Here is a 12,764-nt window from a genome sequence, read left to right on the forward strand (position 1 = left end):
TTACTGCTCACATTGGAGGCGCAATCAATTTCACTAAACTTCAGGTCTTAATTGCTAAATCAGTATCCTGTTGCCGCTAAATCGAGCGCATGAGCATAATGAATGCGTTGCACTCTAGTTGTCCAGGTTCCATTCGGATATAGATTGAACACTCGAAATCCCGGCTCCTGATGCCCTAAGGCAAACTCTGTACTTCTGGGTTCAAACTGAATGCAGGTTGAAGGCGTTCCTAAATAAAACACCGATCCACGTTGACGCTGAACCTCTTGATGAACATGTCCAAATACCACGAGTTTTACTTGGGGATGGCGATCGATGAGGTCAAAAAAATCTGAAGCATTTTGCAAGCGGCTGCCATCGATCCAACTAGACTCTACTTCTAGCGGTGGATGATGCATCGAAATTAAGGTTGGAACTTTGGAGCATTGCTGCAACTGTTGCTCTAACCAATCCAAACTGTTAGGCGACAGCACTCCATGAACACAGCCCGGATCTTGAGAATTGAGCAAAATGAACTGCCATCCGCCCGCCTGAAACGATTTGTCTGCACGAAATAGAGGGTGCGTTAGTGATCGCTCCATGTTCTCCAGACAGTCATGATTTCCAGGCAACCAGTAAAGCGGAATTTGCAGCGAACTGAAGCGTTTTTGAAGATGCTGATACGACGCGGCTGTACCATCTTGCGATAAGTCGCCTGTCAGCAGAAATAGATCAGGCAACGGACTAAGCTGGCGCAGGTGTTGAAGCAATGTCTCTAGCGATCGCAGGGTTGAGAAACCGAGGAGATGCTGATCTGTTTCAGCAAATAGATGGGTGTCGCTAACTTGGACGATTTTCAAGGAAGGGGCATCAATCATACGAGCTGGCCTAGAGCATAGTACAAGGTGGAGTTCTATCCGATAGGTTATTGATGGGCAAACCGTTCTGAAACTAGCTGAAGATACACTTCATTACTTAGACTTCATCACTTCAAGTGGTGAAATGTGAATTAGAATTAACAGTATTAATTCCAAATTAATACTGTTAATTTATAAAATTGAGTCAAAAGAGATCAGCGATCTACTCGCGATGTTGCTGTGATCTCAGTCACATTATAGAAATGATTGGTGCTTCGCCAAAGTAGGGATGAGGGCAAGTGTTGATGGAAATGCGAGTTCGACAATTCCTGGTAATGGCAGCAGAAGTCAATTTAGCGATCTCTGTTGCATATTATTCTGTAGATCAAACATGTAGAGCTTACTATTATCTTTAGTAGGGAAATTGAGAGTGCTTAGCGGTTCCCTAACTCACCCACTTAGTCTCAGTGGGTGATAGCACCAGCTTACAAATGATGAATAGCGGTAGGAGCATAAAGCTTTAGCTTTTATACAGATTTGATCAGTGCCTTTGTGAGTATCATTGCTCTATAGCTAAAAACCAACGAGGAAGTTGCCTTAGCTACCATTTGGTCAGCAATAAAGGTAAATTAGTCCACTAACTTGTACTAGTGGATAGACTTCTCAACTTGTAGATAAATTTATCACTTGTAGACAGACCTTAGATGATTTGACACGCATTAAACATCGGTTGGAGATGCTAATTTCGCCAGTACTGTTTCATAAATAGCATGAGGCGAGTTGACTAAAGAGCTTCGTAGGTTAAATGTAGAAATTTAACTTTCTACAGCTTTCTTCATGTCCGTAATATTGTTAAGTTTTGCTGAAAATCAAATCTGTGAAAGGGCACTAAAACAGGGATTCCAGCCAGCCGTTCTGTAAAGTTCCCGTAGATTTGCTTATTTAATTTTGTCAAAATAAATAAAGATACCGAATTCTACAGTGTGGATTGCTTGGGAGATCTAGTTCAATCTGTGCAACACACGGTGAGTTCTATCTTATGAAAATTCAATTAACGACTCAAGACTTAGCCTTGCTTGAAGACCTCCGACTTTATCGTTTGCGCCAACGCTTCACCAAAAGCCTAGGACTTTGTAGCCTGCATCTCAAAAGCGATACTCTCATCGTTCACTGCCCAGAACCCTGGGTCGTCGATCGCTTGCTCAATGACTTGGAGCGATTACTTAAAGCCATTTGGATTATTGCTGGCATCAAGTATGTCTCCATCTGCTACGCCGAGGAAGAAATTCATCGTGCTAAAACCCGCTCGATTCGGCAGCGCAACCTTTCCCAATCGGTCAAGAGTCGCTAGCTTACAGGAATGGGCATAGCAGCCTAGGATGAGGATAGACCACCTTTAAACCGCGATGCTATGACTTCGACTAGTCTTTCTTCAATTCCGGTTGCCCTCACAATCGCAGGGTCTGATAGCGGTGGAGGTGCAGGAATTCAGGCAGATCTACGCACGTTCGCCTTTCACTTAGTGCATGGAACCAGTGCAATTACTTGCATTACGGCTCAAAATACGGTGAGTGTGACCCGCGTTGATGCGATTCCAGCGGCTTCTGTTGTAGCGCAGATGCAGGCAGTGACCACTGATATCGGTGTGCAGGCAGCGAAAACAGGAATGCTGCTCAATGAAGAAATTATTGCGGCGGTCGCTCAACAACTCTCCTCTCATCCGATTCCAAACTTAGTCGTCGATCCGGTGATGGTATCGCGAACAGGCGCACTGTTAATTGATGACGCCGCGATCGCAGCCCTGAAAGCACAACTGCTTCCTCTAGCGACGATTTTGACCCCCAACCGCTACGAAGCTCAAATTCTATCGGGTCTAGACATTTCAACATTAGACGATATGCGTCTCGCCGCAGAGTGCATCCACCAGCTAGGCAGCAAAGCCGTTTTAATCAAAGGTGGCGGCATGAGTGGTGCATTGCGCGGGGTAGATGTTTGGTTTGACGGGGTTCATCAGCACACCCTAACGACACAAATCGTAGACACAACGAATACTCACGGAACGGGTTGCACACTGGCAGCTGCGATCGCGGCAAATCTTGCGCTCGGAAAGGATTTGCTGAGCGCGACCAAACAGGCAAAAGACTACGTGACGACTGCCCTTCGCTATTCTCTCTCCATTGGCAAGGGTCAAGGTCCTGTCGGACATTTCTTTCCACTTTTACAGAACCAGAGTTAACTCTACTTTATTTGGTGCGTATTTTTTTAGCTCAATCATTAAAGCGTGAGCGGGAATTGGGAAGCTTTCAAGAGCTTTGTAGAGAATGACTCCGGATTAAAGAGTATATAAAGATAAAGCTCATCAAATAGTCAGTTCCTCCGTGTAATTGCTAGGATTCCACACATAGATGGATTCTCTATACGACGCCTGATCGAACCGATACTTCCAAGTTTCCGGATTTTTTCGACAGGCGTAAACTTCTGCTGACTTAGCTAAATGTACCTTGAGGGGCATAAATCGGCGGCGCGCCGTTGATCTCACCTCTCCATAGAAGCTGAGTGATATAATTTCCGCAACTATACCGATTCAGACTGTCCCACAAACCCTTAGCGAGAAAGAGGAGACTGCTCTTGTCCCGTCGATATTTCTTCACTTCCGAATCTGTCACTGAAGGTCATCCTGATAAAATTTGCGATCAGATCTCTGACACCATTTTAGATGCCCTCCTCACCCAAGATCCCGCTAGTCGGGTTGCGGCTGAAGTGGTTGTCAACACTGGTTTAGTGCTGATTACAGGTGAAATCACCTCAAAGGCGCAGGTTAATTACATTGAGTTAGCACGTCAAAAGATTGCAGAAATTGGCTACACTGGCGCAGAAAATGGGTTTTCGTCCAATAGCTGCGCGGTTTTGGTGGCGCTAGATGCTCAATCGCCTGACATTGCTCAAGGAGTAGACACCGCTCAAGAAAGCCGCGAACAGCTCAGCCAAGAAGCCTTGGATGCGATCGGAGCGGGCGACCAAGGCATCATGTTTGGCTTTGCCTGCAACGAGACGCCTGAATTCATGCCGTTGCCGATTTGCTTAGCACACCGCGTTTCTCGCAGGCTGACCACTGTGCGCAAGACCGGTCAGTTACCTTATCTGCGTCCCGATGGCAAAACCCAAGTGACAATCGCCTACGAAGACGATCGCCCTGTAGGAATCGATACGATCTTAATTTCGACGCAGCACACGGCAGCGATCGGAGACATTTCTGATGAAGCGGCTGTGCAAGCCAAGATTCAGGAAGACCTGTGGGAATTGGTTGTTCAACCCTGCTTTGCTGATCTTGACATCCACCCTGATGAAAACACGCGCTTTTTGGTTAACCCAACGGGCAAGTTTGTGATCGGCGGACCTCAGGGCGATTCGGGTTTAACGGGTCGAAAGATCATTATTGATACTTACGGCGGCTACTCTCGTCATGGAGGCGGCGCGTTTTCGGGCAAAGACCCCACAAAAGTCGATCGCAGTGCAGCCTATGCCGCGCGGCATGTGGCGAAGAACATTGTAGCGGCTGGCTTGGCAGATAAGTGCGAAGTGCAGTTGAGCTATGCGATCGGGGTCGCACGTCCAGTCAGCATCATGATCGAAACCTTTGGCACAGGCAAGATCAGCGATGAGCGCTTACTTGAATTGGTCAAAGAAAATTTCGAGTTGCGTCCTGCTGGGATCATTCAGACCTTTGGGTTGAGAAACGTGCCTAGTGAGCGAGGCGGACGTTTCTATCAGGATGTCGCAGCCTACGGTCACTTCGGACGCCCAGATCTAGACCTCCCTTGGGAACAGACGGACAAAGCAACGCTTCTTAAGGAAGCAGCGCTCTCGGTGTCAGCAGTAGGTTAAGTCAGCAGACTTGATGCGGATGAGACTGCTGAAGCAAACCATTTCGCGCTAGCTGTGGACATCTAATCGGACTAGAAATCCCTTGTGAGATTTTTTCTCACAAGGGATTTCTATTTTTACGCTCGAACTCAGCAATCTCTCTCTTAAAGGGGACGATAGCGATCGCGTAGACCTTTTACTCTGTGATGCGATGAAAAACTGCACAGAGATGACTCTCATTGAGCGCATTGCACTCAAGGATAAAAGCAGCGTGACCGACAATCAACTTCTTTTGGCTCAGCAGAATCGTTCTGCTTTGGAGCGCTGTAATCTACAATTACGGCGGATAGCTGTTGTTAGAGCATTACCAGGACTAGGAGATTTTTTGTGTGCGATCCCTGCTCTTAGGGCATTGCGAAAGGCGTTTCCTCAGGCCTACATTGCCCTGATTGGGCTACCCGTAGCGCGGAGTTGGGCAGAGCGGTTTGAAGCATATATTGATGAGTTTGTCGAGCTTCCAGGGTATCCCGGACTGCCAGAGCAAGAGGTAGATGCTGAACGGCTAGAGAAATTTTTAGCAGAGATGCGCTCCGGCAGAGCGTTGCAAGGCGAATCACAACCGTTCGATTTAGCCCTCCAAATGCATGGAAGCGGTGTGATCACAAATTCACTCACTTTGGAGTTAGGAGCCGCACAATCCGCCGGATTTTACTTAATGGGGCACTTGTGTCCTGATCCAGCGTTCTTTTTGCCTTACGAAGAATCTGAGTCAGAAATTCGCCGATATTTGCGCCTTCTCGAATTCTTAGGCATTCCTGCTTCAGACGAGAGGCTTGAGTTTCCACTCAAGCCCTGCGATCGCGCGGCGCTCACCGAGATCGAAGCAAAGTACGAGTTGCGCGACAACTATGTCTGTATCCACGCAGGCGCGAGTGTGCCGTCTCGATGCTGGCAGGGATCGCAGTTTGCGGCAGTGGGGGATGCCATCGCACAACTGGGATATTCAGTAGTGTTAACGGGATCAGCGGCGGAGCGAGAATTAGCGAGTGCGATCGCTCAAACAATGCAAGCTCCAGCATTGAATTTAGCCGGACAAACAAGTTTAGGCGCGTTAGCCGCACTGCTGAGTCAGGCAAAACTGCTGATTTGCAACGATACGGGTGTTTCTCATTTAGGAGCCGCTGTTAGCGTTCCTAGCGTCGTGATCTTTAGTGCGTCTGATCCCCGGCGCTGGGCACCACTCGATCAAACGCGGCATCGATCGCTGTCGCAGCCGTCCGGCGTGAGTGTGGCATGCGTGTTAGAGCAAGTTCGCGATCTGCTACATCAGGAGTCGATTTATGTTGCATGAAGAGTGGACGACCGTACAAAGAATTCTGGTGATTCAAGCAGGGGCAAGGGGTGACGTAGCAGAACCAGGCGCTGCGATCTGGAGCTTGGTAGAGCCAATCGCGCGGCTACAGCAAGCTGCTCCCCAAGCAAACATTGTGCTACTCTGCGCGCCTACAGCAAGTCAGACAGCGTTGGCTTTACCGGATGTTGCGGAAATTCTCATTCATCCTGCGGCGTCAGAGCAGGAGTTATCTGATTCGACTAAAGCGTTGGACTTAGTAGATGTGCTGCGATCAGAGAATTTTGATGTTGCCATTGTTTTTTCTGATGGTCAAACGTCTCCTCATCCATTCGCCTATGTGTGTTACCTCGCAGGAATTCCGATCCGGATTGGGCAGTCGCAAGAGTTTGGAGGAGGAGTCTTAACCGATTGGGTGAAGCAAAGAGATGCGGCTGATCATCCTATTGAATTGCTCAATGCAATTGGAATAGGAGCATGAGTAAGGAGGTGGCATCGGTAGAATTTAAGCGAGTTGCAAAAGCAGTGACGCAACGCGTGCAGGAATTGTTGGGTGTGCAAGCATTTGTCATTGATGATCCGGCGATTCTGACCTGCTCTGATCGTGAGTGTGCCGATGTACCCTCGTATCATTCTGCCTTGCGAATTCCTTTTCACGTGGATCAGCAATCGGGAGAAATCGTCATTCCCAATTTGGTCACATCCGAGTTAATTTCGCCTCGTCTAGCACGGGTGTTAGTGGAGCTAGTAATTAGTCAAGCAACTGCGATCGCACGATTGCCCAATCAGCATGACCTCAAAAACAAATTTATTCATGATTTGTTGAGAAGCTCCTGTCAGGAAGAAACGGAAGTTCTGCGAGAGGCGCAGATTTTAGGACTCGACTTTTCGCGTCCGCGAGCCGTGATTCTGATCGATGCTGCCGATTATCTTCTACCCTCTCCCTCCGATACTCCACAAACATTGGATTTTCAGGCTCAACAGCGTGTTCAATTCATTATCGGTAGCATTGTAAATTTCTTTCACCTACCGAGCGATACCATTTGTGCTTACATTGGAGGTAGTGAAATAGCCGTCTTGAAAGCAAGTAGCACTCAGGATTTAGAGGCGTGGACAGACCAGAAAGATTTGACCGGAAACCCATCTTGGGCAAACCTTGCGGCTCTGAAGCGGGCTAGTTCGGCGCTGTTAGAGCGGCTCCGCTCTGACACAAGTGCTAATTTGAGTGTTGGCATCGGGCGATATCATCCCGGTATTCGGGGATTGGCGCGATCGTATCAGGATGCGCGGGCGGCGTTATCACTAGGGCATCATTTCTCGGGCCAAAATCAGGTTTATTGTTTAGATGATTTGGGCGTTGCTGCCTTTGTTGGAATTGCAGACGAAGCGACAAAAATTGATTTAGCAAAACATCTTTTAAGTCCCTTAGATCAAGATCCTGAATTGATCGACACGCTACGCATCTTTTTCGATGAAAACTGTTATCCATCTTCTACCGCCAGTCGGCTTTCAATCCATCGCAATACCCTAAGTTATCGACTTGATAAAATTACATCCCTCACAGGGCTGAATCCTCGCCAATTTGATGCTGCAATTCAAATTCGCTTGGCCTTGTTGCTGCGATCACTCTCGCCTGATTATGACTCATTGGGCAAATGCACAAACCTAGAATCCATAAAATCGCGACATGTTAGGCAAATGCCCAATGCAATTTGCAGCTAAATTTTGCACGATAAATATAGATCAAACTTACTTATTAACGCACTTGATTTGAGACGATTTATTTCTCTGCAATGGAGGAAGTTCTCAATAGAGAAAGTTCTCAACCTTCAATTAGTTGTGCAAACTCGCTACTATAGGAACTCTTAATTCATGAAGCCCCTGAGGATTCTGACTTGGCATGTTCATGGGAGTTATCTCTACTATTTGGTGCAGTCGCCCCATCAGTTTTTCTTACCCGTTAAGCCTGGTTATCCTGAAGGCTATGGTGGGAAATTGGGCGGCTTTGCTTGGGGCGATAATGTGCATAATGTGTCTGCTGAAGACGTTCAAAATTTGGAGTTTGACTGCATTCTATTTCAGTCGCAGAAGAACTATCTCACGGATCAATACGAGATTCTTTCAGAGCAGCAGCGTCAGTTACCACGCATCTATTTAGAACACGATCCGCCTCGCGATCGCCCGACCGACACAGATCACATTGTTAATGATCCCAACGTTCTATTAGTCCATGTGACTCACTTTAATCAATTGATGTGGAATAGTGGACAAACGCCAACCCGTGTAATCGAGCATGGTGTGATTGTTCCAGAGCAGGTTCATTATTCGGGCGATCTAGATCGCGGTGTTGTTGTGGTAAACGGGCTAAAATCTCGTGGGCGGCGACTAGGAGCGGATGTGTTTGAGCAGGTGCGATCGCACGTTCCGTTAGATTTAGTTGGAATGCAGTCGGAAACGCTGAATGGATTAGGTGAGATCTCACACGAAGCGTTACCTCAATTTATGGTGCAGTATCGATTCTTTTTCAATCCAATTCGCTATACCAGTTTAGGACTCGCCATTTGTGAAGCGATGATGCTCGGAATGCCAATTGTGGGATTGGCGACAACAGAATTAGCAACAGTGATTGAAAATGGAGTGTCAGGCTACGTCGATACGAATGTCGATCGCTTAATTGAAGCAATGCGATCGCTAATCAACAATCCGAAAGAAGCGGCGCATCTCAGTCAGGGCGCTCGTCGCACTGCTCAAGAACGGTTTCATATCGAGCGTTTTACCCGCGATTGGAATGCGGCGTTTGCCTGCGTTACGGATACGCCGAGTCCTTATTCTACCGCTCTCGTAGGAGGCAAGATCTGATGAAACGCATTGCTCTCATTAGTGAACACGCATCACCCTTTGGCGTGCTTGGCGGCGTCGATAGCGGCGGACAAAATGTGTACGTGGGTCAAATTGCTAAGCATTTAGCCCAGCGAGGGTACGAAGTTGATATTTTTACACGCTGCGATCGCGCCCTGCTGCCAGAGGTGGCGCAGTGGATTGAAGGCGTTCGACTGATTCATGTTCCAGCAGGGCCCGCAACCGAAGTTCGCAAAGAAGATTTGTTGCCCTACATGGCAACCTTTACGAAGTACGTCCTTAAATTCTGTCAATCAGTTCACTATGATCTGATCCATGCAAATTTTTGGATGTCGGGATTGGTTGCTGCTGAGATTAAGCGTAAATTAAACATTCCTTTTGTCATTACCTTTCATGCGTTAGGGCGAGTCCGTCGATTTCATCAAGGAACTGCCGATGACTTTCCCGATGAGCGATTTGAGATTGAAGATCAACTCGTGCAAGCCGCCGATCGCATCATTGCCGAATGCCCACAGGATGAAGCGGATCTGATTCAGCTTTACAATGCTGATCCCCACAAAATTACGATTATTCCCTGCGGTTTCGATCCGACGGAGTTTTGGTGTCTTGACAAAGCCCTAGCTCGCGCGGCGTTGGGCATTCTGCCCGATGAACGAATTGTGCTGCAACTGGGTCGGATGGTTCCTCGCAAAGGGGTTGATACAGCGATCGGGGGGTTTGCTCAATTTTGTCAAACATCATCGACTCCAGCCCGATTAATCGTGGTTGGCGGCGAGGAACATGATGCTGATCCAAGAATTGCGAAAGAGGTCAACCGATTAGCAGCAATCGCGGATCACCGTGGAATTCGCGATCGCGTTCAGTTTGTGGGACGAAAAGGGCGAGAAGTCCTCCGCTATTACTACAGCGCGGCAGATGTATTCATCACGACGCCTTGGTACGAGCCGTTTGGGATTACGCCCCTCGAAGCGATGGCGTGTGGAACGCCTGTGATCGGCTCGAACGTCGGTGGAATCAAATTCTCAGTGGTGGATGGCGAAACCGGATATTTAGTGCCGCCCAATCAACCCGACGCGATCGCGCACCGTCTCACTCATCTCTACGATCATCCGAACCTGTTAGCCACGTTAAGTCGTCAAGCCGTTACACGAGCAAAGGAGCATTTCACCTGGCAACGTGTAACGGATGCCATTGCAACGCTGTATCGATCTGTTTTAATTAGTAGCGCACCCACACAAGATGCCCTTACAGTGATTGATCAGGGATTCACCAAAGCTATAGACTCGTTGCACACCGCACAACACTCATTACAATCTGAAATTATTGAAGCGGCAACGCTAGTGAAAGATTGTTTTGCTCAAGGCGGCAAGGTTTTAATCTGCGGCAATGGAGGCAGCGCGGCAGATGCTCAACACTGCGCGGCTGAGTTTGTCGGGCGATTCAAGCTCGAAAATCGTCCGGGACTACCTGCGATCGCGCTCACCGCAGACAGCGCTATCCTCACGGCTTGGTCAAACGATGTCGGGTTCGACCAAGTGTTTGCCCGTCAAGTCGAAGCCTTAGCCCAACCGCCCGATGTGCTGATTGGAATTAGCACCAGCGGACGATCGAAGAATTTGATTCGAGCCTTTGAGGTAGCGCGCGATCGCAACATTCGCTGTCTTGGCATCTTGGGCGGCGATGGCGGTACGGCGCGATCGCGCTGCGATCTGTCGATTGTTGTTCCGGCCACCGATGCCCAACACGTCCAGGAAGTGCAGATGGTTGTCATTCATCTGCTCTGTGAACTGGTCGAAGCATGGATCATGGCAGGACAAACAGAATCCTTGACCCAAGAGCGTCAAGAGACGAAAGGACAGCGCTCAACTGGAAACCGCAGAACGCGGAAGCTTAAACTTCCGCTTACCGTGAATTACTAATAGGAGTGAGTTATGACTGATTTAGCTGGAAAAGTTGCGCTGGTAACGGGGGGCGCTCAGGGCTTAGGGGAAGCCATTTGTCGGGCTTTGGCAGCCGCTGGAGTCATTGTTTTAGTGGCAGATATGCGCGAAGAACTAGCGGAAAAAGTTGCTTCAGAAATTGGGTCTGAAGGGGGTAAAGCGATCGCGCTTCGCTTAGATGTTAGAGATGAAGACCAAATTCTATCCAGTGTTGCACAAGCCATTGAACAATACGGTCATCTAGACATTCTCATTAACAATGCTGGAACTGACCTCACGGTTCCGATTGAAGAACTCGGCATTGATGACTGGGATCGTGTTTTATCGGTCAACTTACGTGCGCCGTTTATTCTTTCAAAAGCAGTCATTCCTCACATGAAAGAACGACAAACCGGGCACATTGTGAATGTCGCTTCGACGGCTTCAAAACGGACGTGGGCGAATGCTAGCGCCTATCACGCCAGTAAATGGGGACTGGTTGGATTTAGCCACGCTCTGCACGTCGAGGCGCGTCCTCACAAGGTTAAGGTAACAGCTGTGATTGCAGGCGGTATGCAAACGCCGTTTATTTTAGATCGTTTTCCCGATACCCCGTTAGAGAAGCTTCAAGATCCTAAAAATGTTGCAGATACCATTCGCTACATTTTGACTCAGCCTCCCGAAACGGTAATTCCCGAAGTAATGGTGATTCCGATGCAAGAGTCATCTTGGCCTTAATTCCATTTTGTCTTAATCACTGTGTTAGCAACAGATTTGATAACGGATGCAGCGGATGAATTGAATCATCTGTTACATCTGCTACCAAATCCGTTGCCAATTTGGTTATTACATTTGGTTATTACAGTGGGTGCAATCTTTGAACTTAGTTCCTTTCAAACTTCATCGCTTTGCGATCGAAATTAACTTGCCCTCACTGAAACTGCTGATCTTAATTGCTGTTGCGATACTGATGATGAGCCTGTTGATGCCGCTCGTTAGGCTCGATTAGTGCCAAACGCTATTCAGACGGAACCGCATCTCGCTATTCTAGAAGGGTGAACTGATAGACGAATCGACATGTTTCAAGTGATTAGCCGCGACGTTCGCCAAGAGTTTGAACGGTGGACTGACGCTCTCAATGCTGCAAAAGCACTAATCCCCAACTGCAAATGGTTTCAGGAAATTCGCATTGTTGAAGACCGGAATGTAGTTTGGGTGTACACGCGATCGCACAAATACCCGCAGTTTGTGGGAGCCGGAACCTACAATCGTTTAGCCCGCCGATTTGTGCTAGAGACGCTCGAAGAACCGACTGAAGCGCCTGAGCCTGAGGAACCTTCTAGTTAAAATACGTAAGGATACATAAGTCAGGATTAGTATGTTCAGTTGCCCAGTCGATCAAGGCGTTGTTCTAAAGCTGCTTCAGCCCCATCATAGCGAAGCGCTATTTGCAGTCATCGATCAAAATCGCCAGCATCTTCAAACGTGGATGCCTTGGGTTGATAATAGTCAATCTTCAGAGGATACGCGCAAGTTTATTGAATTATCCCTCCAGCTTTTAGCTGAGGCAAAGGGACTTGCGTGTGGAATTTGGTTTGACGATACTGTAATCGGCAGCATTGGCTTAACCATTGACAAAATGAATCGCTGGGGCGAAATTGGTTACTGGCTGTCGCCCAATCATCAGGGTAAGGGAGTGATGACGAAATCCTGTCGCTGCATGATGGCGTATGCATTTGAGGAGCTGAAGCTAAACCGTTTGGTGATTCAGGCGGCAGTCGAAAATCATCGAAGTCGCGCGATCGCAGAGCGGTTGGGTTTTGTGCAAGAGGGAATTGCACGACAATCGGTTTGGGCGCGCGATCGCTATCTCGATCTCGTTACCTACAGTCTGCTTGCTGAGGAGTGGAAACAGATGTCTTGAATCCAAGCTGC

13 protein-coding genes are annotated in these 12,764 nt (G+C 48.1%); 12 read left to right on the forward strand and 1 reads right to left on the reverse strand.

What is annotated here, in order from left to right:
- Window positions 1-59: 59 nt before the first annotated feature.
- Window positions 60-857: a 3',5'-cyclic-AMP phosphodiesterase gene (cpdA, locus tag AC5I6P_RS27045; RefSeq protein WP_495696876.1), complete on the reverse strand. Its 798-nt coding sequence runs from the start codon at window positions 855-857 to the stop codon at window positions 60-62.
- A 1,018-nt stretch (window positions 858-1,875) separates the two neighbouring features.
- Between cpdA and AC5I6P_RS27050 the strand changes: the two genes are divergently transcribed.
- The 12 genes from AC5I6P_RS27050 to AC5I6P_RS27105 all read left to right on the forward strand — a co-directional run bounded on the left by AC5I6P_RS27050 (window position 1,876) and on the right by AC5I6P_RS27105 (window position 12,753).
- Window positions 1,876-2,187 carry a hypothetical protein gene (locus AC5I6P_RS27050; RefSeq protein WP_495696877.1) on the forward strand — a complete coding sequence of 104 codons (312 nt, stop codon included), beginning with the start codon at window positions 1,876-1,878 and terminating at the stop codon, window positions 2,185-2,187.
- 60 nt (window positions 2,188-2,247) lie between these two features.
- Entirely contained in the window at window positions 2,248-3,072 is an 825-nt protein-coding gene (gene thiD, locus AC5I6P_RS27055) for a bifunctional hydroxymethylpyrimidine kinase/phosphomethylpyrimidine kinase (protein WP_495696878.1), read from the forward strand.
- Window positions 3,073-3,464: 392 nt separating this feature from the next.
- Window positions 3,465-4,721, forward strand: coding sequence for a methionine adenosyltransferase (metK, locus tag AC5I6P_RS27060; RefSeq protein ID WP_495696879.1), 1,257 nt, complete (start codon window positions 3,465-3,467; stop codon window positions 4,719-4,721).
- A gap of 190 nt (window positions 4,722-4,911) precedes the next feature.
- On the forward strand, window positions 4,912-6,051 hold the full coding sequence (locus AC5I6P_RS27065; protein ID WP_495696880.1) for a glycosyltransferase family 9 protein: 1,140 nt from the start codon (window positions 4,912-4,914) through the stop codon (window positions 6,049-6,051).
- On the forward strand, window positions 6,041-6,532 hold the full coding sequence (locus tag AC5I6P_RS27070; RefSeq protein ID WP_495696881.1) for a glycosyltransferase family 9 protein: 492 nt from the start codon (window positions 6,041-6,043) through the stop codon (window positions 6,530-6,532). Before AC5I6P_RS27065 ends, AC5I6P_RS27070 begins: the two co-directional genes overlap by 11 nt.
- A complete protein-coding gene (locus AC5I6P_RS27075; RefSeq protein ID WP_495696882.1) occupies window positions 6,529-7,773 on the forward strand; it encodes a PucR family transcriptional regulator in 1,245 nt (414 codons plus the stop codon). The genes AC5I6P_RS27070 and AC5I6P_RS27075 overlap by 4 nt, the downstream gene beginning before the upstream one ends.
- A 150-nt stretch (window positions 7,774-7,923) precedes the next feature.
- Window positions 7,924-8,910: a glycosyltransferase gene (locus AC5I6P_RS27080; protein WP_495696883.1), complete on the forward strand. Its 987-nt coding sequence runs from the start codon at window positions 7,924-7,926 to the stop codon at window positions 8,908-8,910.
- Window positions 8,910-10,829 (forward strand): glycosyltransferase, encoded by a 1,920-nt coding sequence (locus AC5I6P_RS27085; protein WP_495696884.1) that lies wholly within the window; start codon window positions 8,910-8,912, stop codon window positions 10,827-10,829. Before AC5I6P_RS27080 ends, AC5I6P_RS27085 begins: the two co-directional genes overlap by 1 nt.
- A gap of 12 nt (window positions 10,830-10,841) precedes the next feature.
- Window positions 10,842-11,567: an SDR family oxidoreductase gene (locus AC5I6P_RS27090; RefSeq protein ID WP_495696885.1), complete on the forward strand. Its 726-nt coding sequence runs from the start codon at window positions 10,842-10,844 to the stop codon at window positions 11,565-11,567.
- A gap of 139 nt (window positions 11,568-11,706) precedes the next feature.
- Window positions 11,707-11,838, forward strand: coding sequence for a hypothetical protein (locus AC5I6P_RS27095; protein ID WP_495696886.1), 132 nt, complete (start codon window positions 11,707-11,709; stop codon window positions 11,836-11,838).
- A gap of 68 nt (window positions 11,839-11,906) precedes the next feature.
- Window positions 11,907-12,176 (forward strand): hypothetical protein, encoded by a 270-nt coding sequence (locus AC5I6P_RS27100; protein ID WP_495696887.1) that lies wholly within the window; start codon window positions 11,907-11,909, stop codon window positions 12,174-12,176.
- Window positions 12,177-12,207: 31 nt separating this feature from the next.
- Complete coding sequence (locus tag AC5I6P_RS27105) at window positions 12,208-12,753, forward strand: GNAT family N-acetyltransferase (protein ID WP_495696888.1); 546 nt, start codon at window positions 12,208-12,210, stop codon at window positions 12,751-12,753.
- Window positions 12,754-12,764 lie beyond the last annotated feature (11 nt).

Source organism: Myxacorys sp., from assembly GCF_059501405.1.

Excerpts from the sequence above, each read along its gene's own strand:
- AC5I6P_RS27065 (WP_495696880.1), top strand. The coding sequence starts at position 4,912 with ATGAAAAACTGCACAGAGATGACTCTCATTGAGCGCATTGCACTCAAG.
- AC5I6P_RS27050 (WP_495696877.1), top strand. The coding sequence starts at position 1,876 with ATGAAAATTCAATTAACGACTCAAGACTTAGCCTTGCTTGAAGACCTC.
- AC5I6P_RS27080 (WP_495696883.1), top strand. The coding sequence starts at position 7,924 with ATGAAGCCCCTGAGGATTCTGACTTGGCATGTTCATGGGAGTTATCTC.
- AC5I6P_RS27100 (WP_495696887.1), top strand. The coding sequence starts at position 11,907 with ATGTTTCAAGTGATTAGCCGCGACGTTCGCCAAGAGTTTGAACGGTGG.
- AC5I6P_RS27070 (WP_495696881.1), top strand. The coding sequence starts at position 6,041 with ATGTTGCATGAAGAGTGGACGACCGTACAAAGAATTCTGGTGATTCAA.
- AC5I6P_RS27090 (WP_495696885.1), top strand. The coding sequence starts at position 10,842 with ATGACTGATTTAGCTGGAAAAGTTGCGCTGGTAACGGGGGGCGCTCAG.
- AC5I6P_RS27105 (WP_495696888.1), top strand. The coding sequence starts at position 12,208 with ATGTTCAGTTGCCCAGTCGATCAAGGCGTTGTTCTAAAGCTGCTTCAG.
- AC5I6P_RS27085 (WP_495696884.1), top strand. The coding sequence starts at position 8,910 with ATGAAACGCATTGCTCTCATTAGTGAACACGCATCACCCTTTGGCGTG.
- cpdA (WP_495696876.1), bottom strand. The coding sequence starts at position 857 with ATGATTGATGCCCCTTCCTTGAAAATCGTCCAAGTTAGCGACACCCAT.
- thiD (WP_495696878.1), top strand. The coding sequence starts at position 2,248 with ATGACTTCGACTAGTCTTTCTTCAATTCCGGTTGCCCTCACAATCGCA.
- AC5I6P_RS27075 (WP_495696882.1), top strand. The coding sequence starts at position 6,529 with ATGAGTAAGGAGGTGGCATCGGTAGAATTTAAGCGAGTTGCAAAAGCA.